Genomic DNA, 23,638 nt, shown 5'->3' with positions numbered 1-23,638 from the left:
GGTAAAGCACCGGCGATAGTCGCCAGCGCCTTAAATTCGTCGCCGCCTGCATGTGAAAGATGATATACCTATAAGAGCATCTTAGTAATTAAACCGCTCAATCAGTAACGGCTGAAGCTGTTTCCCCTGCAAAGCTGCTTCGCAAGTTTCCAGAGCCAAATCCATTCTCGCAACAAGCGAGTTTGGTTTTTGAACCGGGTTATCTTGGCCAAACGGTACAAAATAAATATTTTTAGCTACTAACAGTTTTGCAACATTAGCAGCATTAAGCCCGAGACCGTCATTTGTTGAAATCGCGAGCACGAGAGGCCTTAAGTTGCGCATTTGAGCTTTCGCCGCCATGAGCACAGCACTATCCGTTATCGCATTTGCAAGTCTGCTGGTTGTGCTTCCCGTACAAGGCGCAATCAGAAGCACATCAAACAGCTTCGCTGGGCCAAGCGGTTCAGCCTGCACTATTGTCGAAATAATCTCATTGCCGGTTATCGCCTTCAGCTGTGTCTGCCATTCCTCAGACGTTCCGAATCGCGTGTCTGTTGTCATAATGGTCTGCGACACGATTGGCACGACATTCGCGCCAGCGTCTACAAACCTTTTAATTTGAGGCATAATTTCTGCCAAAGTACAGTGCGAGCCAGACAGCGCATACCCGACTGTTTTCCCCGTCCAATCCATTACCCATTCCCCCGCTTTATCGAATCGTCCGTAATCAACTGAGTCAAGCAATCCGCTATGATTCGTCCAGCTGTTTTGGGTGCGACGATACCGGGAAGTCCGGGCGCGAGCATCGCTTTAATGCCTCTCTTCTCAGCAAAGCGGAAATCAGTTCCGCCCGGCTTCGTAGCAAGGTCAATAATAACGGTTCGCGAGGGCAAATTTGCTATAATTTGCGCTGTGACTATCATAGTCGGAATTGTATTAAAAAGCAAGTCAATATTACCCGTATTTTGGAGTAGTTGACTCGTGTAAAACGGCACAAAACCCATCTCTGCGGCCCTTGCAAAATGCTCGCTCCGCCTTACTCCCACTAGTACGTTCGCGCCTAAACTCTGCAAAGTCCGGGCCATGGTGAACCCTGTTCTGCCAAAGCCAAGAACCATACTTGTTGATCCATGTATCGTAATATCCGTATTCTGAATGGCCATCATAATGGCCCCTTCTGCCGTAGGTATGGAGTTATAGATGGCTACGTCATCCCTGTCAAACAGTTCTACAAGACCAATCTGATGCTTCTCGCAAAGCTCCCGCAAATAGGGTTTTGCCATTCCGGCATACACCTTGCAATGCTTAGGCAGCCTAGCGATATGCTGATCAAGCAGCTGCATTTGCCGGTCGCTGAATACAGCATGAATAAAGCCATTGTCGTCCGTGCCCACTGCAGGCAGCAGCAATGCGTCAACAGCATCAAACAAACTATTGTCAAATTCGGCATGAACTGCGCCGTCTAGGGAAGAATGCAGTCCGTCAAAGCCGGACACCGTTACCGTTGCATCCAGCTCGGTTAACTTGCGTATAACTTCAAGCTGTCTCGCATCGCCTCCTAGCAGCAGTATTTGAACGCCTGTTAGCATGTAGGCTTCACTCCTTTCTGCGCACTAGTTATAGACCATCTTATGCCCTGCGCCCAGAATGGTGAAAAACAATATTCTTGGAACGCAAAAAAGCACCAAAACCAAGGTTAAACCTGGTTATGGTGCTTATAAGCTCGGGTTTGGTGACAGGGACAGGGACAGGGACAGGGTATCTTCTTCCGGTCGCAGTTGTCTATCCATAGAAGTTGCAACGGTCAGACAAAGGCGAGCCCTGACGCTTCTGCAGGAGATACCCTTTAACCTTTCGCCTTCAAGCATCCCATCTTAAAACATTTATACGCCGGTATGCCCAAAACCGCCGGCGCCGCGTACGGTGTCCGGCAGCTCGTCTGCCTCGGAGATCGTGATCTCCGGCAGCTGTTGGATAACCATTTGTGCTATTCGCTCTCCGCGATTAATCGTGAACGGCTCTTGACCCAAGTTAATGAGCAATACCTTCACTTCGCCGCGGTAATCGGCATCAATCGTTCCCGGAGAGTTCAAGCAGGTAATGCCATGCTTGTAGGCGAGCCCGCTTCTTGGACGGACTTGAGCTTCGACTTGCGGCGGCATCGCCATCGCAAGGCCTGTAGGAATCAGCTTGCGCTCTCCTGGCGCCAGTATAACAGGCTCGGTAACGGCTGCCTGCAGATCAAAGCCTGCCGCCCATTCCGACATTTTGCTTGGAAGCGCGATATCCTCATTGCCTGCCAGTCGTTTAAATACGATTTGAAACAAAACGATCCCTCCCAATCTGAGCTGCAGCTTTATCGTTTGTTCCAACCATGGCAACGGCAAACGGCACGGACAACATTCGCTCCGTTACTTCTCGTACATCCTTCATCGTAACATTGTCGATTCTTTGCAGCATTTCATCTAGTGTATAGTGTCTGCCAATCATAAGTTCGTTCTTGCCCAGACGGTTCATGCGGCTGCTTGTGCTTTCAAGACTAAGAATCAGGCTGCCTTTCAGCTGCTCTTTCCCGCGATGAAGTTCTTCATCGCATAAGCCTTTCACCGCAAGCTCCTCCATTTGCTCCAGCGTCAGGTCAAGCACTTCTTTGGTCTGCTTTGGTGCCGTACCGGCATAGACCGTGAAGAGACCGCTGTCTGCATAGGAGGTGTGATAGGAATAAACCGAATAAGCAAGTCCCCGCTTCTCGCGGATTTCCTGGAACAACCTCGAGCTCATCCCTCCGCCAAGAGCATTATTCAACAGAATCATGGCATACAACTGAGGATCGGAATTCGAGCAGCCGGGGAATGACAGGCAAAGATGGTTCTGCTCTGTCTTTTTCTTATAGAAGATATATTCGCCGTGGAACGTAGGAGCAGTAACAATGCTGCTGTTCCCTTTGTTCTGGAAGCGGCCAAAATATTTCTCGAGTAATGCAAGCAGCTTGCCCTCTTCCACATTGCCAGCAACACTGATTACGGTATTTTCAATCGTGTATGTATCATTCATATAGCCGCGAAGCGAATCGGAATTCATCGCAGTGAGCCGCTCTTCCAGCCCAAGAATCGAATAAGCAAGAGGATGATCGCCATAGGCTGCTTTTGATGATTCATCGTGCACCTTGTCATCCGGCGTATCTTCATACATCGAGATTTCTTCCAGAATGACATTCTTCTCTTTCGCCAGTTCTTCCGCATCAAGCTTAGACTCAAAGAACATATCCGAAAGGGCGTCTACCGCTAGTGGCAGATGCTCATCCAGCACCTTCGCGAAATAACAGGTGTATTCCTTGGATGTAAAGGCATTCACATTGCCGCCAATCCCGTCAAACAAATCGGCAATGTCTTTGGCTGAGCGGCCATTTGTGCCTTTGAACAGCATATGCTCGACAAAATGGGAAATCCCGTTGTTCTCGGGTGTTTCATTCCGCGAACCTGTCTTTACCCAAATGCCGAAGGATACCGACCGGAATGTCGGTAAGTATTCCACAACGACGCGGAGGCCATTGCTAAGCGTATATTTGTTCACTTCGTATCCTCCTAAAATGAATTGCCACACAAATGGTTGAACATTAACCCTTTATGGTGATTCATGCTTCGAAAGCATGGGCTAAAATGAATTGCCACACAATGGTTCAGCATTAACCGTTTGTGGTGATTCATGCTTCGAAAGTATGGGCTAAAATGAATTGCCGCACAAATGGTTGAGCATTAACCGGTTGTGGTGATTCATGCTTCGAAAGCATGGGCTAAAATGAATTGCCACACAAATGGTTGAACATCAACCGTTTGTGGTGATTCATGCTTCGAAAGCATGGGCTGAAATGAATTGCCACACAAAAGGTTGAACATCAACCGTTTGTGGTGATTCATGCTTCGAAAGCATGGGCTGAACATGAATGACTTCACTATAACAAATTTAGGGAGTCTGCTCAACCGCCGCAGGCAAACGATCTGATGACAGCAGCTCGCTAACCGTACCAAGCGCATACCCCTGACGCTTCGCTTCTCGTATCATTCCCGTCAAGGCATCTCGTGAGGAAGTCGTTGGATGCATGAGAATCATGGCACCAGGTTCAAGCTTGGAAGAAATCTTCTGGATGATCCAATCCGGCGAAGGCTTGCGCCAATCAACCGTATCAATCGTCCACATCACCGTCATTAAACCCTGCTCGCTGGCAACTTGAACGGTTGTCTGGTTATAGGATCCGGAGGGCGGGGCAAACCATTTGTTCTGAACACCAAGAGTTCCTTTGAGCAAATCTTCCGTACGGGAAATTTGTGTATATTGAGATTGTCTGCTTAAGGTTCTCATATCAGGATGCGAATACGCATGATTTGAAATTTCATGTCCCCGCTCCTGAATTTGCTTGGCCACATCCGGAAATTTTTTCAGCCAGGAACCATCAAGGAAGAAAGTCGCCTTCACTTGTTCTTTATCGAATGTGTCCAATATGGAAGGGAGATATTCGTTGCCCCATGCCACGTTAACCATGATCGAAATCATCTTTTTATTTGGATTCCCTTTGTAGATAGGCCATGGCCCAAGATCCTTTAAGGATATTTTCGGAGGAATCTCATTGAAAACAAATTGAATCGGCGAAGTTTTACCGCTTGCTATCGTTTGTTGATAGGTCTTTTCTGCATCCACTTCAAGTCCGTTATAGCCGGGTATCGCTTTCCATACTCTGTCGATACGGGCATCAATCGGTTCCACATATCGCTGCGGAGCTTCTGCCGTAATAGCTTCCCGAAGCTTTGCTTTCTCTTCTTCAGAAATGGCAGCAGCTGTACCGGTTACAACTGCCTCCTGCCCTTTCACCGCCTGGATATAATCCATAACGCCTCCGACATTCAACCGGATAAAAACAAATAGTACGATAAAGGAAGCACATATCCCAATGATTTTGCTCTGCATCCGCATCATTCCAGCTCCTACTTATCGATCTTGGGCACAGAACGACCATACCCTGCGCTTGTCTAATAGGTATGAGAGGCTGGACGAGATTATGCTTGGCTATAGGCAAAACAAAGACATAAAGTAGACAGTAACGATCTGTCTCATTTGGACATAAACAAAACTAAACAAAACAAAAAGAGACAGATCAAATCTGGCTCTTTGCTTCAAAACTATGGAAGCGCAGAAGATTACTGCGCTGGAACTTGTGGAGTCAGAACAGCTTTACGGGACAGGTTAATACGGCCCTGCTGGTCGATTTCCGTAACTTTTACCGTAATTTGATCGCCAATCGCAACTACGTCTTCCACCTTCGCTACGCGCTCAGTAGACAGCTGCGAGATGTGAACGAGACCGTCTTTATTCGGCAAAATTTCAACAAATGCACCGAATTTCTCAATACGTTTAACCGTTCCGAGATAGACTTCGCCGATAACGACTTCTTTTACGATACCCTCGATAATAGCTTTCGCTTTTTGGTTCATCTCTTCGTTTGAGGAAGCGATAAACACCATACCATCCTGCTCGATATCGATTTTTACGCCGGTTTCTTCAATAATTTTATTGATGATTTTACCGCCGGAACCAATAACGTCACGGATCTTATCAGGGTTAATGCGGAGTGTCAAAATTTTCGGAGCATATTTCGACAGACTCGAACGCGACTGAGACATTACAGCCGTCATTTTGCCGAGGATGTGCATACGGCCAATTCGAGCTTGTTCCAATGCCTGCGACAAAATCGCACGGTCGATGCCGTCAATTTTGATATCCATTTGGATAGCTGTAACACCTTGCGCTGTACCTGCAACTTTAAAGTCCATGTCGCCAAGATGATCTTCCATCCCTTGAATGTCGGACAGGATCGAGAAATGATCACCGTCTTTGATCAGACCCATTGCGATACCCGCCACAGGAGCTTTAATTGGAACGCCGGCATCCATCATTGCAAGTGTGCTCGCGCAAATACTTGCCTGCGAAGTAGAACCATTTGATTCAAGCACTTCGGATACAAGTCGAATCGTATAAGGGAATTCCGTTTCCGAAGGAATAACCTTCGACAATGCGCGTTCGCCAAGTGCACCATGGCCAATCTCGCGGCGGCCTGGAGGACGAAGCGGACGTGCTTCACCAACGCTGAACGGCGGGAAGTTGTAATGATGCATGAAGCGTTTCGTCTCTTCCGGACTAATACCGTCGAGGATTTGAACATCTCCAAGTGCGCCAAGTGTACAAATGCTAAGCGCTTGGGTTTGTCCACGTGTGAACAAGCCGGAGCCGTGTGTACGCGGTAGCAACGCAACATCGCATTCGATTGGACGGATCTCTTCAAGAGCGCGGCCGTCAGGACGTACTTTGTCATGAGTAATCAAGCGGCGTACTTCTTCTTTAACGATGTCATACAGCACTTCTTTCACATCGCCAAGAAGCTCTGGAGTTTCCGCATATACTTCTTCAAAATGAGCAACAGTCTCGCTGTTTGCGGCATCAATCGCATCTTGACGAGCATGTTTTTCCGGAATACGGATGGCTTCAACCAGCTTCTCCGAAGCAAAGGCGCGAACCGCAGCATTTACTTCTGCGTTAACGGCATGAAGCTTCACTGCCATTTTCGGCTTGCCTGCAGCAGCTTGAAGTTCTTCAATGGTTGCGACGATTTTCTTGATTTCGTCATGGCCAAACATGATAGCTTCGAGCATCACGTCTTCAGCAACTTCATTACCTTCCGCCTCTACCATCATGATTGCGTCTTTTGTACCCGCTACCACAACGAAGATATCTGTTTGTTGTTCTTGCTCAACAGTCGGGTTAATAATGAACTCATCGTTGATACGACCTACGCTTACACCGCCGATTGGTCCGTTAAACGGCACATCGGAAATAGTAAGTGCAGCGGAAGTACCGATCATTGCCGCAATTTCCGGCGGGCAGTCCTGGTCTACGCTCATGACGATATTCGCTACTTGAACATCGTTACGGAAACCTTCAGGGAAGAGCGGTCGTATCGGACGGTCTGTCAAACGACTGGACAATATAGCTTTCTCGCTAGGACGTCCTTCACGTTTAATAAATCCACCAGGGATTTTGCCGACGGCATACAAACGTTCTTCATAGTTCACCGTAAGCGGGAAGAAGTCCAAATCTTTTGGCTCGGATGAAGCGGTAACTGTACAGAGAATTACTGTATCCCCGTAGCGGACCGTTACAGCAGCATTAGCCTGCTTGGCCAAACGGCCTGTTTCCAGCACAAGCGGTCTACCGCCTAATAACATCTCTACTCGTTGCAAACGTATTCCCTCCTAAAAAGAATTGTGAAGCAATTCTTGCTTCGTAAGCATAAGCCTAAAGAATTGTGTAGCAATTCTTGCTTGTGCTTAAAGTTCTAGTATGTAACCATTGGTTTTCATTACATTCGTGAGCAGGATTGGTATATCCTGCTTAAACTTGTGATATTACAAAAAGCAACCCGATTCTGCCGGCTCCGGTAGCCCGGACGGCAAGACAACCAGGTTGCTTTTCATGAAACATGTTCTAGCGGCGAAGGCCGAGTTTTTCGATCAATGCGCTATAACGTCTAACATCTTTGTTTTTCAGGTATGCCAACAGCTTACGGCGTTGACCTACCATCTTGAGCAGACCACGGCGGGAATGATGATCTTTCTTATGCTCCCGCAAGTGTTGCGTCAAGTTAACGATGTTTTCAGTCAGGATAGCCACTTGAACTTCCGGGGAACCCGTGTCGCTCGCGTGTGTTTTGTGAGTTTCAATCAGTTGCGATTTACGATCTTGTGTAATTGCCATCCTCGTTCACCTCCTATTTCAGTTAATCGCCATTAGCCTCGAAACCGCCGGTGAGAGCAGAGATCCAAGCTAAGGTTCGATTGCGGGTACAATAACGGACATGCCGTACTCGCCCACAACGTTACTCAGTATATCACAACGGAGCAGGCAAGTAAATGCCGGGACTAAGCTAGCCCAAAGAAATGCTTGGCCTGCTTCGCATCCTCTGCTATTTGCTCGATTAATTCCTGTACCGATCCAAAGCGTTTCTCAGATCGGATAAAAGAATGGAACTCAATTGAAATCGGCTCATCATAGATTTCCTGGTGGAAATCAAACAAATGAGCTTCGAGAACAGGACGAATCTCTTCTTTATTAAACGTTGGTTTCATGCCGTGATTCAGGACGCCGAAATAAGTCTTACCCGCCACCTTTGCCTTTACTGCGAATACACCAAGGCATGGTGTCACATACGGCTTGGACAAGCCTACATTTGCCGTCGGGAATCCGATGGTCCGACCACGTGCATCACCGTGAACAACGATACCTTCTACCTCATACGGTCGTCCAAGAAGTGTTGTTGCCAGCGCAATATCACCCTTCTCCAAGGCAGCCCGGATAAAGGTGCTGCTGACTTTTTCACCGTTCTCATACAGAGGCTCTACTATATCTACGGTGATATCGGGACTCCCTAGAGTTCTCATCAATTCTGGATTTCCTCTGCCCTTGGCTCCAAAAGTAAAATCAAACCCGACCACAACATGCTCAGCTTGGAGGGGACGCAGCACTTCATCAACAAACTGCTGCGGGCTAATGGAAGCAAACTCCAAGTCAAACTTCATGACGAGCATGACGTCAACCCCAAGCTCTTTAAACAAGGCTTGCTTTTCTACAGGGGGTGTTAAGCAGCTGAAATATTGATCGCCTTGCCCCAGAACCTCTTTTGGATGAGGCAGGAAAGTCATCACAGCAGACAAGGCCCCTGTGTTTTTCGCAATTTGTACCGCCTGGCTGATCACATTCTGATGGCCGCGGTGGACACCGTCGAAATGCCCGATTGCCACTGCAAGCTTCTTGTTCTGAAGCAAGGCTGGACATTCATTTAAAGGATGAGTAAGCGATATAATTTCCATGCTGATACACCTGCAATTCCTCTATATAATCCCGGTTAGGAAAATACTTTCACCGGCTTAAGCGCCAATGCTTCATCATCGGCCTCAAATATCCCGATAAAAGCATCATTCTCGCCATAAAGGCGAACGAGACTGCTGGAATCGAAGGAAGCGGTCATCCGCTTATACGGTATTTTCTGCCCTCGAAGCGCCATCTCTGTTACAGCTGCATCCGCTTGTACCCGCTGAAGATGATCAATAGCTATATCTGCAGAAAGCATTTTTTCCTCAAGTCTTCCTGCAGCCTGCAGCTCCTCCAGCTCTTCAAGCGTGACGCATTGTTCTCTGGTAATTCCTCCGGACATCGTCCGGGTCAGCTCTGCCATTGCAGCCGGCACACCAAGCGCGCGGCCGATATCAACGCATAAGGTACGGATATAGGTTCCCTTCGAACATATAACGGAGAAGGCAAACCGGGGCTTTTCAGCATCAAGATCGGCACTCAGCAGATCAATCTGATGAATCGTCACTTTGCGCCATTTCCTTTCAACCGTTTTGCCCTCGCGTGCCAGCTCGTAGAGACGCTTGCCGTCTACCTTCACGGCTGAGTACATCGGCGGAACCTGGTCAATTTCTCCGACAAAGCTTTGCAGAACCTGTAATACCTGTTCGCGAGTAACCTGAATGCCGGCCAACTCTTCGAGGACCGTACCCGTCAAATCCTCCGTATCCGTAGCGGTACCGAGTTGAATAACGGCTTCATACGCTTTAGGTCTTTCTTGCAAATACTCAACCACTCTAGTAGATCTTCCAAGGCATAACGGCAATACACCGGTAACCATCGGATCAAGAGTGCCGGCATGCCCGATACGCTTCATACGAACGATTCGCCGTACCTTCGCTACTACATCATGCGATGTCCATCCGGCTGGCTTCCATACGGCAATAATTCCGTCCATCTATCCATTCAACGCCTTTCTGACTGCTTCAACAAGTTCCTCGATCGCTTCCTTCAGCGAGCCTTGCATCCGGCAGCCTGCTGCACGGACATGACCGCCACCGCCAAAAGATTGGGCAATTGCCGCTACATCTGCTTTGCCTGCGGATCGAAGGCTTGCCTTGACGCCGCCGTCTTCCGTTTCTTTGAATAGGATACCAACTTCCACACCGTCAATATTAAGTGCGTAGTTAACGATCCCTTCCATATCATCGGATACGGCACCTGTCTCTCTCATATCATCCTTGGCCACATAGAGCCAGCCGATTTGCTGATCCTCGGTGAAGGTCAATCTCGCCAAGCTGCGCTGCAGCAGCTTCAGCTTAGCCATTGTCATCTTTTCAAGAAGATGATCGGCAAGCTTATGCCCTGGCGCTCCAAGTGCAAGCATGCGGGATGCAACATCCATCACTTTTGGACTTGTGTTGGAATAGCGAAAGCCGCCTGTATCCGTCAGCAAGCCTGTATAGATAGCCGTTGCGCACTCTTCATCAATTGCGCAGCCAGACTTTTCAATCATATCGTATAATATTTCGACCGTTGCTGCAGCATCGGGAAGAATGACGTTTACCGTACCAAACCCGTTATTCGTAGGGTGATGGTCGATATTCAGCAATTTCACATCCTGCGCAAACAAGGCTGAAACCTCGCCAATACGCCGAAAATCGGCGCAATCGACCGCAATAACATGCGTGTACGTCTGCCCCGGCTTATCCTTGCGATAATTGACGATTTGATCATAGCCTCTTAAGTAGCTGAGCCGTGAAGGAGATTCTCCTTCATTGATCAGCGTTTTTGATTTGCCTAATTGATCAAGCATCCAGCCGATCACCGACGTGGAGCTGATTGCGTCCCCATCGGGCTGCACATGGGAGACGACTAAAAAGTCGTCTCCTTCTTGCATAAACGCAAGTGCAGCTTCAAGCTGTTGCCCGTAATCCGCGCGGGCCGTCATTGACCCTTATTCCCGCGGTTAATTTCATCAAGCAGCCCCTCGATGCGGCTGCCATACTCGATACTGCTGTCGAACTTGAACAGCAGCTCAGGCGTATGACGAAGTCGCATCCGCTTGCCGAGCTCGGAACGTAGATATCCGTTTGCCTTGGCCAGCGCTTTAAGGGTTTCTTCCTTCTGTTCTTCACTGCCGAGCACGCTGAGGTAGACGCGCGCCTGAGACAGGTCGCTTGTCGCCTCAACACCCGTTACGGTAATAAACCCGATACGAGGATCCTTCAGCTCGGTTTGAATAATTTGGCTCAGCTCTTTTTTAATTTGTTCGCCGACCCGACCTACACGAATTTTAGCCATGCCTTAATCACCTCTCTACCGACTCCATAACGAAGGCTTCAATAATATCCCCTTCTTTGAAGTCGCTAAACCGCTCGATCGTAATACCGCACTCGTAGCCTTGAGCGACTTCCTTCACATCGTCCTTGAAGCGTTTCACTGTATCCAATTTACCTTCGAATACAACGATACCGCCGCGGATAACGCGAACTTCGGAGTTACGAGTAATTTTGCCGCTTATCACCATACAACCAGCGATAGCGCCAACTTTGCTAAGCTTGAAGATGTTGCGGACTTCAGCCTGCCCTTGAACAACCTCTTTGAAGATAGGATCCAGCATGCCTTTCATTGCTTGCTCGATCTCTTCGATCACATTATAGATAACGCGATGCAGACGCACATCAACTTTTTCTTGTTGTGCAGCCTGATCGGCTTGTGCATCAGGACGAACGTTAAAGCCGATAACAATAGCATTGGATGCCGCTGCCAAGTTAATATCGGATTCGGTGATCGCGCCTACGCCGCTGTGAATGATTTTGATACGAACGCCTTCAATTTCAATTTTCCCAAGGGAGCCTTTGAGCGCCTCTGTTGAACCTTGAACGTCAGACTTGATAATAATGTTGAGATCCTTGATCTCGCCTTCTTGAATATGCTTGAACAGGTCGTCAAGCGTAACTCGGGAATTCGCGCCAAGCTCCGACTGACGTTGTTTAATCGAACGACGGTCAGCAATTGCTCTAGCTTTACGCTCGTCTTCGAATACCATGAACGGGTCGCCGGCAAGTGGTACCTCTGTTAAGCCAGTGATCTCCACGGGTGTAGAAGGACCCGCTTCTTTGATACGGCGGCCTTTGTCGTTCACCATTGCACGGACACGGCCGAAGCAGTTACCGGCAACGAAAGCATCACCAATCTTAAGCGAACCATGCTGCACGAGAACGCGTGCTACTGGACCTTTACCTTTATCCAGCTCGGCTTCAATAACCGTACCGCGTGCACGTTTGTCTGAATTCGCTTTGTAATCATTAACTTCAGCTACGAGCAGAATCATCTCGAGCAGCTCTTCCAGACCAAGACGTTGTTTCGCAGATACGTTAACGAAAATCGTATCGCCGCCCCACTCTTCCGGTACCAGCTCATATTCCGTCAGCGCCTGTTTGATTTTATCAGGATCCGCATCAGGTTTATCAATTTTGTTAACCGCTACGATGATCGGTACGCCAGCCGCTTTCGCATGGTTGACTGCTTCAACTGTCTGAGGCATAACACCGTCATCAGCTGCAACTACGATTATCGTAATGTCCGTTACTTGAGCACCACGTGCACGCATCAGCGTAAACGCTTCGTGACCTGGTGTATCGAGGAACGTAATTTTCTTATGGTTGATCTCGACTTGGTAAGCACCTATATGCTGCGTAATGCCGCCCGCTTCGCCGCCAGTTACGTTCGTATGACGGATAGCGTCAAGAAGGGTTGTTTTACCATGGTCAACGTGACCCATAATGGTTACAACTGGTGGACGTGTCGACAGATCTGCTTCGTCATCCACTTCTTCGACCGTTTCGAAGGTATCCTCTTCAACCGGAATTTTCACTTCAACTTCTACCCCGAACTCGGATGCAATCAAAAGAATTGTATCCATATCAAGCTCTTGGTTAATAGTAGCCATTACGCCAAGAGAAATAAGCTTCTTAATGACCTCAGAAGCATCCTTATGGAGCAGCTTCGCCAAATCGCCTACCGTCATTGTACCGCGTACAATAATTTTCTTAGGCGTGTTGTCGATTTTCTCGCGAGGAGGCTGCTGCGAATGATTCCGATTATTTCTGCCGCCTTTGCCGCGGTTGTTAGGGTTGGTTCTGAAGTTCGGCTTGCCGTCGTCGAATCGTTTTTGGCTGCCGTTATTAGTCGACTTATTCTTATTAACCGTGTTGTTGCCTTTGCGGTTCGTTTCAGCTGCCGCAGTACCGCGCGATGTAGGTGCCGGACGCGAAGAATCGAACGAACGGGCTGGACCGCCTCCGCCTTGTGGTGGACGGTTGCCGCCTGGAGCTCCTCCGCCTTGCGGGCGATTGCCGCCTTGACCTGCACCTTGTCCTTGTGGACGGTTAAATCCGCCGCCTTGCGGACGATTGCCGCCTTGGCCGCCTTGACCACCTTGTCCTTGAGGACGATTGTACCCGCCCCCGCCTTGTGGACGGCTGCCGCCTTGGCCTCCGCCTTGACCGCCTTGCCCTTGAGGACGGTTGTATCCGCCTCCGCCTTGTGGACGATTGCCGCCTTGGCCTCCGCCTTGCGGACGGTTACCTTGGTACGAACCTTGACGATTACCGCTGTTGCCGCTGTTTTGCGGTCTATTGTTACTCGAGCTGCTCGAATTATTCGAGCTTGCGCTGCTGGAGCTTGCTCCTGCATTACTCGGGCTTGAGCTTGTTGGAGTTGAGTTTTCTTGCTGACTTTGTGCCGGACGTTGTTCTTGTTGCGATTGGTTAGTTTCAGATGTCGTTTTAATAGAATTCATAGGCCCCTGTCTGTCCTGAGATAGATTTTTTTGTACCGGTTGAGACGACTGCGGTTTGTTTGCCGATTGTGCTTGTGGCTGTGGTGCTGCCGATACGGTTGCACTGCCTGATTCCTGAGCACGCTTCGCAGCCGCATTTTGCTTAATATCGCGGAAGAAGCCTTCCACTTTATTAACCATTTCGGTTTCCATAACACTCATATGATTATTAACGGGCAAATTAAGCCGCTTAAGAATCGTTATAATTTCTTTACTGCTCATGTTTAGCGATTTCGCGTATTCATATACGCGGGTTTTATCTTTATTGTCCTTGCTGTTGTCCTGTTGTTTGCTCAATATTATCCACCTCCGAATTTTGACTCAGATGACCTGCAATCATTTTTCCGAACTTTGCGTCAGTTACCGCCAGTACGACTCGTTCCGGCTTTCCTATGGCCTTTCCAAGCTGATCGCGGTCAAATGCTTCGGCGAGCTGTACCCCGTAGGTGTTGCATTTGTCGCGAAACTTCTTCTTCGTATTTGGTGAAGCATCGCCCGCAATAATAACGAGCTGTGCTTCCCCCTTACGAACCGCCTTGAGCACAATTTCATCACCGGTAATGAGCTTGCCAGCTCTCATGGCCATTCCGAGCGAGGACAAGCCTTTATTCATCTTCATCGCTTTCCCGCTCCTTGCCTGCCAGAAACTCGTCTTCTACCGCTATGAAATCCTGTTCAAGCTGGTCGTAAATCGATGCGTCGACTGCCTGCTTTAATGCACGGTCGAGCGCTTTGGACTTCTTCGCCAGCTTAAAACAGCTGACCTGTCCGCATAAATAGGCGCCTCGACCGGCTTTTTTCCCCGTCAGGTCTATAAGCACTTCTTCGTTTGGTGTCCGAACAACCCGGATGAGTTCTCTCTTTGGCTTCATTTCTTGGCATGCCACGCACTTGCGAAGCGGCACTTTTCTCGGTCTCACCGTACACCCCTCCTTTGCCCGTTAATGGACCCAAGATGTAAGCCAGCCTTATGCCAGATCGATCGAAACGGAATCCTGGTGCATGGTACCTGTCGTCGTTTTCGGACGGCCGTATTCCTGCTCCGCTTGCGTTTCGCTCTTAATATCGATCTTCCAGCCAGTCAGCTTCGCTGCAAGGCGTGCATTTTGACCCTTGATGCCAATGGCAAGAGACAGCTGATAATCAGGTACAATCACACGAGCCATTTTCTCTTGTTCAAATACGATGACCTCAAGCACCTTGGAAGGGCTGAGCGCATTTGCCACATATTCCTCTACGCTCTCCGACCAGCGAACGATGTCGATCTTCTCGCCGGTGAGCTCGTTAACGATTGTTTGTACACGCATACCCTTAGGACCTACGCAGGATCCAACCGGATCAACTTCTTCGTTACGGGAATGTACCGCGATCTTCGAACGAAAGCCAGCTTCGCGTGCTACGGAACGAATCTCTACAACACCATCATAGATTTCCGGCACTTCAAGCTCAAAGAGACGTTTCAGAAGACCCGGATGGGTACGGGACAAAATAATTTGCGGCCCCTTGGTCGTGTTCTCAACCTTTGTAATGTACGACTTTACGCGGTCGCCATGCTTGAATTTGTCTGTCGGCATCAGTTCCGTAAGCGGTAGAACCGCTTCAACCTTGCCTAGATCAACAAACAGGTTGCGCGTATCTTGACGCTGTACAATACCGTTTACAATATCTTCTTCTTTATCAATAAATGCATTGTAGATCAGACCGCGTTCCGCTTCGCGGATACGTTGCGTAACGACCTGCTTCGCTGTCTGAGCCGCAATCCGGCCAAAGTCACGTGGCGTAACTTCGATATCTGCAATATCATCCAGCTGATAGTGAGGGTTGATCTCACGGGCAGCGTCGACTGTAATTTCCAGACGCGGATCGAGCACTTCGTCTACAACCGTTTTACGAGCGTATACTTTAATGACGCCGCTGTGTCGGTTCATGTCCACGCGCACGTTCTGCGCCGTATTAAAGTTGCGCTTGTAGCTCGATATTAAAGCCGCTTCAATCGCTTCTAACAGCACTTCCTTTGCAATTCCTTTATCCCTCTCGATTTCCGACAATGCTTCAATAAAATCCATGCTCATTGGAATGGAGTTCCCCCTTTCAAAAATAAACCGCTATTTAGAACACAATCGCAAGACGAGCGCCCGCGACCTTGGAATAAGGAATAACATGTTCTTTCTTGCCGATCTTGACCGTTGCCTGTTCACCATCAAACGCTGTAAGCTGTCCTTCAAATTCCTTAGAACCGTCAATCGGCTCGTAAGTCGTTATGTAAACATGCTTGCCAACTGCCTTGCGAACATCTTCAGGCTTCTTAAGCGGACGTTCCGCACCCGGAGAAGATACTTCTAAGAAGTAAGCATCGGAGACCGGATCATTCTTATCCAATTCCTCGCTCAAAAATTCGCTGATTTTGCCGCATTCGTCTATATCGATGCCGCCTTCCTTGTCAACGAACACACGAAGGAAGTAATTGCTGCCTTCCTTTACGTACTCAATATCAACAAGTTCAAATCCATTGCTGTTGAGGAATGGAGTAAGCATTTCTTCAACGACGGTTTTGATTTTGGATGTGCTCAATCGGTGTAACCTCCTGTTTCTTCGTACGCTTGAAACATCTTATTTGTATATGAAAAAAGCCGTTTACAAAACGTAAAGAGTGGGTTTCCCCACTCTCTGCTTCAAGTCTCTATCCACATCATTGCCACAAAAATTATATCATAACCGCATAGGGGTGACAAGAAATGTTTTCTAGCACTCCGCGTTTAGAACAACGACAGCTGGTTCGATTCCGGGAGTCCGCGGAAGCAGCCCATTCCCGTTAACACTTCAATAATCGTCTTACTGGCTTTGGATTTCTGCTGGAAATCCTCAATGGAGAGGAATTCGCCATGCTCTCTCGATGCCGCAATATTCCGTGCCGCATTCTCCCCGATCCCTGCAATCGCTGCGTAAGGCGGAATTAGCGAGTCGCCGTCCACAATAAACTTTGTCGCATCCGAACGGTACAAGTCAATCGGTTTGAAAGAGAAGCCGCGTGCGGTCATCTCAAGGGCCATCTCAAGGAGAGACACACTATTCTTCTCTTTTGTTGTTGCGTTGAAGCCTTTATCCTCAATCTCGATAAGCTTCTTCTGAATAGCGTCATAACCTTGGCACAGCAGATCCAGATCAAAATCCTCTGCCCGGACCGTAAAGTAAGTTGCATAGTAAGCAATCGGATAATACAGCTTGAAATAGGCGGTCCGAACTGCTGAAATAACGTATGCGGCGGCATGCGCCTTAGGGAACATGTACTCGATCCGGAGACAGGAATCAATATACCATTGAGGCACTTTGCAGCGCTTCATCTCCTCGATCCATTCCGGAGTTAGACCTTTACCTTTACGTACACTCTCTGTAATTTTGAAGGCGAGCCCGGCATCCATTCCCGCTTTATAGATAAGATAAAGCATGATATCGTCACGACAGCCGATAACCGTCTTAATGTTACAGGTTCCTTTTTTGATCAGCTCCTGTGCATTGCCCAGCCATACGCCGGTTCCGTGAGATAATCCCGAAATTTGAAGTAAGTCGGCAAAGGAAGAAGGCTGCGTCTCCTGAAGCATCTGACGGACGAACTTCGTTCCCATCTCCGGAACGCCGTATGTTGCTACCGGTGTACGGATTTTCTCAGGCGAGACTTCCAACGCTTTGGTCGAGTTGAACATGCTCATGACTTTCGGATCATTCATCGGAATGGTCGTAGGATCAACACCGGTCAAATCCTGCAGCATCCGCATCATCGTCGGATCATCATGACCCAGAATATCAAGCTTCAGCAAGTTGGCTTCAAAGGCGTGATAATCGAAATGTGTTGTCTTCCATTCCGCATTGACATCATCCGCCGGGTATTGCACTGGAGTTATGTCTTCGACTTCCATATAGTTCGGAACAACAACTATACCGCCAGGATGCTGGCCAGTACTCCGCTTCACGCCGGTTACACCGGAAGCAAGCCGTGACAGCTCCGCACTACGCCATGTTTTACTGTGATCTTCTGCGTATTTTCGTGCAAAGCCATATCCTGTCTTCTCCGCTACCGTACCAATGGTGCCGGCACGGAACACGCATTTGTCGCCAAACATGATCTTGGTAAAATTATGCGCCGTTGGCTGATATTCGCCTGAGAAGTTTAGATCGATATCGGGAACTTTATCGCCCTTGAAACCAAGGAAGGTCTCAAACGGGATATCCTGTCCTTCGCCCTTCATCGGCATGCCGCACTTCGGACAGTTCTTGTCCGGCAAGTCAAATCCGCTTGGTACACTGCCGTCAAGGAACCATTCGCTATGGCGGCATTCCGAATTCTTGCACAAATAATGCGCAGGCAGCGGATTAACCTCGGATATGCCAAGGAAGGTGGCAACTACGGAAGAACCTACAGAGCCCCTGGAACCTACAAGATATCCGTCAGCATTGGACTTCTTAACGAGCTTCTCCGAGATCAAGTAGTTGGCGGAGAAGCCAAACTTGATGATCGGTACAAGCTCCTTCTCAAGACGGTCGATAACAACTTGCGGGAGATCATCGCCGTACATGGATTTCGCTGTGTCATAACAGGTATTCCGGATTTCCTCTTCCGCCCCTTCGATAATTGGGGTAAAAAGCTTATCCGGGAACATCTCGAACGGCTCGAACCGTTCAGATAGCTCAATCGTGTTCTTCACGACAACTTCATAGGCCCTTGCTTCGCCTAGGAAGGCAAACTCCCGAAGCATCTCTTCGGTTGTACGGAAATGCGCATCCGGTTTACGCAAATCTTTAAGCGGACTAAAACCGGTAATGCCGTGGATGGCGATATCGCGATACAGCTTGTCCCGTGGGTTCAAGTAATGAACGTTACCGGTTGCGATAACAGGTTTGCCAAGCTCATCGCCAATCTCGCAAATACGGCGGATCGCCTGCTCAATCTCAGCTCGGCTCCCCACTAGTCCTTTATCTACAAGATGCATGTAGAAGTCAATCGGCTGAATCTCCAGCGCATCGTAAAATCGAGCAACCTCAAGGGCTTCTTCATAGGATTTATTAAGCACCGTCTCGAAGAATTCACCCTTCTCACAGCCAGAAATCACAAGAATGCCTTCGCGCATGTCAACAAGCTTGCTCTTCGGAATGCAGGCAACGCGTTTGAAATGTTCGGTATGAGAGATCGACACCATCTTGAACAAATTTTTCTTGCCAACAGCATTTAACGCGTAAATATTGCAATGGAATGGCCGGGAATTGGATATGTCCAGGCCAACATAATCATTTAATTGATGAAGTCCGGTAATATTGCGTTCTGCTGCATCGTTTATGAGTCCGTATAAAACGCCGCCGAGGGCAACTGAGTCGTCCACCGCACGGTGATGGTTATCGAGAGAAATTTTATATTTTGCAGATAAAGTATTAAGACGGTGGTTCTTCATCGACGGATGGAGGAATCTTGCTAACTCCAGCGTATCAAGCACCGGATTCGTCAGCTCCGGTAGTCCAAACGACTTCAAATTCGCTTGCATAAATCCGATATCAAATCTTGCATTATGGGCTACAAGAACAGCATCTCCAATGAAGGTGATAAATTCACGCAGCATCGGTTCCAGTTCCGGTGCATCCATAACCATCTCATCATTGATGTTTGTCAGCTGTTGAATATGATAAGGGATTTTCTCATGCGGGTTGATGAACGTAGAGAACCGGTCAATCTCCTTGCCGTCCCGCATCTTAACACCGGCAAGCTCGATAATCTTATTATTAATAATAGACAAGCCCGTTGTCTCAATATCAAATACGACATACTCAGCAGAAGCTAGCTGCTCTTCCCTTGAGTTCAGGACCATCGGAACCGCGTCGTTCACAACATTGGCTTCCAGCCCGAATAAAACTTGGATGCCATTCTTCTTTGCTGCCTTGAATGCCTCAGGATAACAGTGAATATTGCTGTGATCTGTAATGGCAATCGCTTTATGACCCCATTTAGCAGCCATCTTCACATATTCGCCAATCGGCGTAACCGCGTCCATGGCACTCATCGTGGAGTGAAGATGGAACTCTACGCGTTTCTCTTCCGCGTTGTCCTTACGGTCTGGCGGAGAAGAGATTTCCTGAAGATCATTAGGCATCATGACGAGCTCAGGCTCCTGCATGAAACGGTCATAATCGACCTTGCCGCGGGCTTTTACCCATTTGCCGTTAGACAGCAGACTAAGGATCTTCACATCTTCCTTGTTCTTGGCAAACATCTTCATTGCTATCGAATCCGAGAAGTCCGTTACGTTAAAGGTAAAGAGAGTCATGCCGTTACGAAGCTCTTTCACCTCGAGGCCAAATACGGCGCCTTGTACCGTAATTTTCTTCTCTTCTTCGCGGATGTTCATAAGTGGCGTAGGCTCATCCCGAATGTCGTAGCCCATGGCCAGTTTGACCGGTTCTTCATCGCCGTCGCCTTCAGATTCGGAAGAAACGCTCTCCATAATCTGAATAACCGCTTCCCGCTCCGCTTGTTCCCGTTTCTGCTGGAACTCTTCATAAACTTCCTGTCTGGCCTGCTCGCCAACTTCCAGCTTGACCCGATATGTCCGTTCGAAGGTACGCTCATAAAATCTCGCAATCGCTTCGTCGATCCGCTTCTTCTTGGCAAGCTCAAGCCCCATGCCGTCAAGCAGAGATACTGTAATCATCTCGCTTGTCGGCTCCATGCCTGCTTTGCTCAGCCAACCGTTAACGGATGCGTTCTCACGCTGTACCCACTCCAGAAACAAAGGCCAGTATTCACGGGCTATGTCTGCAGCAGGTACTTCCTGGTCATATAACAGCTTGAAAGAAGTATCGGCAATATGGGAAAACTTCATGTTTACTGCTTGAGTTAGTGCTATAAAGGCCTTATAAGGAACTAAAGACGTTTTGCGGATGCAAAACGTCCATTTTCTGTTGCTTTTCCCTACAATGACTTGTTCAATATATCCGTCTTTGTAGTAAGAATTAATTATTTCGAGCGGCAGCCCTGCTTGCTGCATCAGCAGTTCAAAGCGCTGCCGGTTGTCTCCGGTTTGGCTCATGGCAATCAATCACTCCTGTACGATCCAATCCGATCGATGCTATTAGTAGGCACGTGCAAAGACGACTGTGTGCTCCGCATGTTCACCGCAAACGAGACATTTGCTTTTCTTTTTCTCCGGTTCGAATGGAATGTTGCGGCTTGTTGCGCCAGTTTCCTCTTTCACTTGCTTCTCGCAAGCTGCAGACCCGCACCAGCCAGCCAGCACAAATCCACGTTTCTCTTCCATTGAAGCTTTCATCTCGTCAAGCGTCTCTACATCGTAGAAATTATCTTCACGGAATTTCTTCGCTTTTTCATACATATCACGTTGAATATCGGCGAGCATGGTCTCTACTTCAGCCAACAGGTTCTCCTGGCGAACGATACGTTTCTCACCGCTGACACGCGATACCAGAACGACTTGTCCATTTTCCATATCACGAGGTCCAAGCTCGAGTCGAAGCGGAACGCCGCGCATTTCGTATTCGTTGAACTTCCAGCCCGGGCTTACATCCGAGCGATCGTCAACCTTCACGCGAATACCGGCTTTCTTCAGATCAGCATAAAGCTCATCCACTCGTCCAACCACTTGATCACGCGTCTTAGCCGGACCAATTGGAATCATTATTACTTGCGTTGGTGCAACCTTTGGCGGCAAGGCCAGACCACGGTCGTCACCATGAACCATAATCATAGCACCAATCAGACGCGTACTCACGCCCCAAGATGTGGTATGCGCGAATTGAAGCGTATTCTCGCGGTCCAAATATTTAATATCAAAGGCTACAGCAAATTTGGTGCCAAGATAATGGGAAGTGCCGGCTTGTACCGCTTTGCCGTCTTTCATCATCGCTTCGATCGAATATGTGTTCACTGCTCCGGCGAAACGTTCGGAAGGTGTCTTCTCCCCTTCAATAACAGGGATTGCAAGGAACTCTTCAACGAATTCGCGGTATACCGTAAGCATTCTCATCGTCTCTTCACGTGCTTCATCCTCGGTCTCGTGAGCCGTATGGCCCTCTTGCCAAAGGAATTCGCTAGTACGAAGGAACGGCAGAGTGCGCTTCTCCCAGCGGACAACGTTCGCCCATTGGTTAATCAAGAGCGGCAGATCACGGTAGGATTGAATCCATTTGGCATACATATGACCAAACATCGTTTCCGATGTTGGACGGATAGCCAGACGTTCTTCCAGCTTCTCGCCGGCTGCTTCTGTTACCCAAGGTAGCTCAGGATTAAAGCCTTCAACATGCTCCTTCTCCTTCTGAAAGAAGCTCTCCGGAATAAAGAGCGGGAAATAAGCATTGCGGTGGCCTGTTTCCTTGAAACGGCGGTCCAGGTCACGCTGAATATTTTCCCACAGCTCATAGCCTTCCGGACGAAACACGATACAGCCGCGAACCGGCGAATAATCCATTAGCTCTGCTTTCTTAATTACATCGATATACCATCTTGAAAAATCTTCGCCTTGTGGCGTAATTTCGGTAACAAACTGTTTATCCTTGGACATAACCGACTTATGGCTCCCCTCGTACCAATCGCAAAATATCATTGTAAGTCACCACAAGCATCAGCAGCATAATTAAGGCAAAGCCGATGAAGTGGACCATGCTTTCCCGGTTCGGATTAACCGGACGCCCGCGTACTGCCTCGAGACCGAGGAAGATAAGCCTGCTGCCATCAAGTGCGGGAATCGGCAGTAAGTTGAAAATACCTAAATAAAGGCTTAACAAAGCCGTCCATGACGTCAGATCCGTAATCCCTTTACGGGCAATCTCACTCGTCATTTCCGCCGTGCGGACTGGTCCGCCCAGATCGTCAAGCTTGAAGTCACCAAGGATAATCTTCTTGAAGCCTTCAAAAATACTAATCGTCATCGACTTCATAAGCTTGGCTGCACCCGTGATGGTCTCGCCCACCGTTGCGCTGCGGAACTGGTACGCGGCCGTAATGCCAACCTTGCCAATCCCTTGATCATCCGCCACCGGAGTCAATTTGATCGGCTGAAGCTCACCGTTGCGGATTACGTTCAGCTGAATGGGTTTGCCTGCAGATGCGCCGATAATATCGATCATTTTGTCATAATCGGTACCGATCTTGACTCCGTTAACGGTATCGATCAGGTCTCCCTGTTGCAGCTGCGCCTGCTCAGCCGGCATTCCTTTGGACACTTTGTCAACGAGCAAGCCCTGCGGTGTACCTGCCAGCTGTATGTATACCATGAACAAAATAAACGCAAGCACAAAGTTCATCAGTGGGCCGGCAAAGATCGACATGGCGCGAGCGCCAACCGATTTACTTCCGAATTGACGATCAACTGGAGCAATTTGCGTCTCTTTCCCTCTTGAAATAAGAAGAGCGGTAGGATGAACGGAGAACCGTTCATTATCCCCTTCTACGTCGAGGGTGACGAACAAATCTTTTTCCAGATCAATCGCAGTTACTTCACCGCGAACAACACCGCTTCGCTCATCCAGCCGATCGAGATAAATACGGGTAACCTGATCGTTCTTCACCCGAAGAGCAATCGTCTGCCCGACAGTAACATCAACAATCTCCGGATCTTCACCCGCCATACGGACGAATCCGCCAGCCGGCACGAGCCTGAGCGTAAACCTTGTCTCACCGCGCTTGATTGAGAACAGCTTGGGTCCAAAGCCGATCGCAAATTCCCTAACCAAAATTCCGGCGCGCTTCGCGAAATAATAATGTCCCCATTCATGAATGGTTACAATGACAAAAAATACGAGCACGGTCATAAATATGACCCGAATCATCTCCATAGCGAGCCTCCTGTTCGTAACGGCCTGTACATAGATTATCATTATTCTCCCGTACGATACAAGAGAACCGCAGGTTACAGC

19 protein-coding genes are annotated in these 23,638 nt (G+C 48.6%); all 19 read right to left on the bottom strand.

All coding sequences use genetic code 11. The features are described from left to right. Positions 1 to 81 precede the first annotated feature (81 nt). Positions 82 to 675, bottom strand: a complete 594-nt coding sequence (locus BM200_RS04330; RefSeq protein ID WP_091181711.1) for a dipicolinate synthase subunit B — start codon at positions 673 to 675, stop codon at positions 82 to 84. After that, on the bottom strand, positions 675 to 1,571 hold the full coding sequence (gene dpsA / locus BM200_RS04325) for a dipicolinate synthase subunit DpsA (protein WP_091181708.1): 897 nt from the start codon (positions 1,569 to 1,571) through the stop codon (positions 675 to 677). The genes BM200_RS04330 and dpsA overlap by 1 nt, the downstream gene beginning before the upstream one ends. A gap of 294 nt (positions 1,572 to 1,865) precedes the next feature. Then, the gene (gene dut, locus BM200_RS04320) at positions 1,866 to 2,309 is read right to left on the bottom strand and encodes a dUTP diphosphatase (RefSeq protein WP_091181706.1); all 444 of its coding nucleotides are present in this window, start codon (positions 2,307 to 2,309) and stop codon (positions 1,866 to 1,868) included. Further along, positions 2,290 to 3,555: a M16 family metallopeptidase gene (locus BM200_RS04315; RefSeq protein WP_091181703.1), complete on the bottom strand. Its 1,266-nt coding sequence runs from the start codon at positions 3,553 to 3,555 to the stop codon at positions 2,290 to 2,292. Before BM200_RS04315 ends, dut begins: the two co-directional genes overlap by 20 nt. A gap of 390 nt (positions 3,556 to 3,945) precedes the next feature. Then, a complete protein-coding gene (locus BM200_RS04310) occupies positions 3,946 to 4,953 on the bottom strand; it encodes a polysaccharide deacetylase family protein (RefSeq protein WP_091181701.1) in 1,008 nt (335 codons plus the stop codon). Between the two features lie 221 nt (positions 4,954 to 5,174). Next, positions 5,175 to 7,256 (bottom strand): polyribonucleotide nucleotidyltransferase, encoded by a 2,082-nt coding sequence (pnp, locus tag BM200_RS04305; protein WP_091183489.1) that lies wholly within the window; start codon positions 7,254 to 7,256, stop codon positions 5,175 to 5,177. Positions 7,257 to 7,515: 259 nt separating this feature from the next. Then, on the bottom strand, positions 7,516 to 7,785 hold the full coding sequence (gene rpsO, locus BM200_RS04300) for a 30S ribosomal protein S15 (protein ID WP_091181698.1): 270 nt from the start codon (positions 7,783 to 7,785) through the stop codon (positions 7,516 to 7,518). A gap of 164 nt (positions 7,786 to 7,949) precedes the next feature. Next, positions 7,950 to 8,897: a bifunctional riboflavin kinase/FAD synthetase gene (locus BM200_RS04295; RefSeq protein WP_091181696.1), complete on the bottom strand. Its 948-nt coding sequence runs from the start codon at positions 8,895 to 8,897 to the stop codon at positions 7,950 to 7,952. A 35-nt stretch (positions 8,898 to 8,932) separates the two neighbouring features. Next, a complete protein-coding gene (gene truB / locus BM200_RS04290) occupies positions 8,933 to 9,835 on the bottom strand; it encodes a tRNA pseudouridine(55) synthase TruB (RefSeq protein ID WP_091181694.1) in 903 nt (300 codons plus the stop codon). Next, entirely contained in the window at positions 9,836 to 10,828 is a 993-nt protein-coding gene (locus BM200_RS04285; RefSeq protein WP_091181691.1) for a DHH family phosphoesterase, read from the bottom strand. Then, a complete protein-coding gene (rbfA, locus tag BM200_RS04280; protein WP_091181688.1) occupies positions 10,825 to 11,181 on the bottom strand; it encodes a 30S ribosome-binding factor RbfA in 357 nt (118 codons plus the stop codon). The genes BM200_RS04285 and rbfA overlap by 4 nt, the downstream gene beginning before the upstream one ends. Positions 11,182 to 11,188: 7 nt before the next feature. Beyond that, positions 11,189 to 14,020, bottom strand: a complete 2,832-nt coding sequence (gene infB, locus BM200_RS04275) for a translation initiation factor IF-2 (protein ID WP_091181685.1) — start codon at positions 14,018 to 14,020, stop codon at positions 11,189 to 11,191. After that, complete coding sequence (locus BM200_RS04270; RefSeq protein WP_091183487.1) at positions 13,986 to 14,336, bottom strand: L7Ae/L30e/S12e/Gadd45 family ribosomal protein; 351 nt, start codon at positions 14,334 to 14,336, stop codon at positions 13,986 to 13,988. Before BM200_RS04270 ends, infB begins: the two co-directional genes overlap by 35 nt. After that, positions 14,329 to 14,643, bottom strand: coding sequence for an RNase P modulator RnpM (gene rnpM, locus BM200_RS04265; RefSeq protein ID WP_091181683.1), 315 nt, complete (start codon positions 14,641 to 14,643; stop codon positions 14,329 to 14,331). Before rnpM ends, BM200_RS04270 begins: the two co-directional genes overlap by 8 nt. A 48-nt stretch (positions 14,644 to 14,691) precedes the next feature. Beyond that, positions 14,692 to 15,795, bottom strand: a complete 1,104-nt coding sequence (nusA, locus tag BM200_RS04260) for a transcription termination factor NusA (RefSeq protein ID WP_091181680.1) — start codon at positions 15,793 to 15,795, stop codon at positions 14,692 to 14,694. 37 nt (positions 15,796 to 15,832) lie between these two features. Then, entirely contained in the window at positions 15,833 to 16,294 is a 462-nt protein-coding gene (rimP, locus tag BM200_RS04255) for a ribosome maturation factor RimP (RefSeq protein WP_091181677.1), read from the bottom strand. A 185-nt stretch (positions 16,295 to 16,479) separates the two neighbouring features. Further along, entirely contained in the window at positions 16,480 to 20,793 is a 4,314-nt protein-coding gene (locus BM200_RS04250) for a PolC-type DNA polymerase III (protein WP_091181675.1), read from the bottom strand. 42 nt (positions 20,794 to 20,835) lie between these two features. Then, entirely contained in the window at positions 20,836 to 22,284 is a 1,449-nt protein-coding gene (proS, locus tag BM200_RS04245) for a proline--tRNA ligase (protein WP_091181673.1), read from the bottom strand. Positions 22,285 to 22,291: 7 nt separating this feature from the next. Continuing rightward, positions 22,292 to 23,557, bottom strand: a complete 1,266-nt coding sequence (gene rseP / locus BM200_RS04240; RefSeq protein ID WP_091181670.1) for an RIP metalloprotease RseP — start codon at positions 23,555 to 23,557, stop codon at positions 22,292 to 22,294. Positions 23,558 to 23,638 lie beyond the last annotated feature (81 nt).

Source organism: Paenibacillus catalpae, assembly GCF_900112695.1.
In the GTDB taxonomy this organism is placed as follows: domain Bacteria; phylum Bacillota; class Bacilli; order Paenibacillales; family Paenibacillaceae; genus Pristimantibacillus; species Pristimantibacillus catalpae.
The sequence above is the reverse complement of the archived record's forward strand: the minus strand, read 5'-3'. Positions and strand labels throughout refer to the sequence as shown.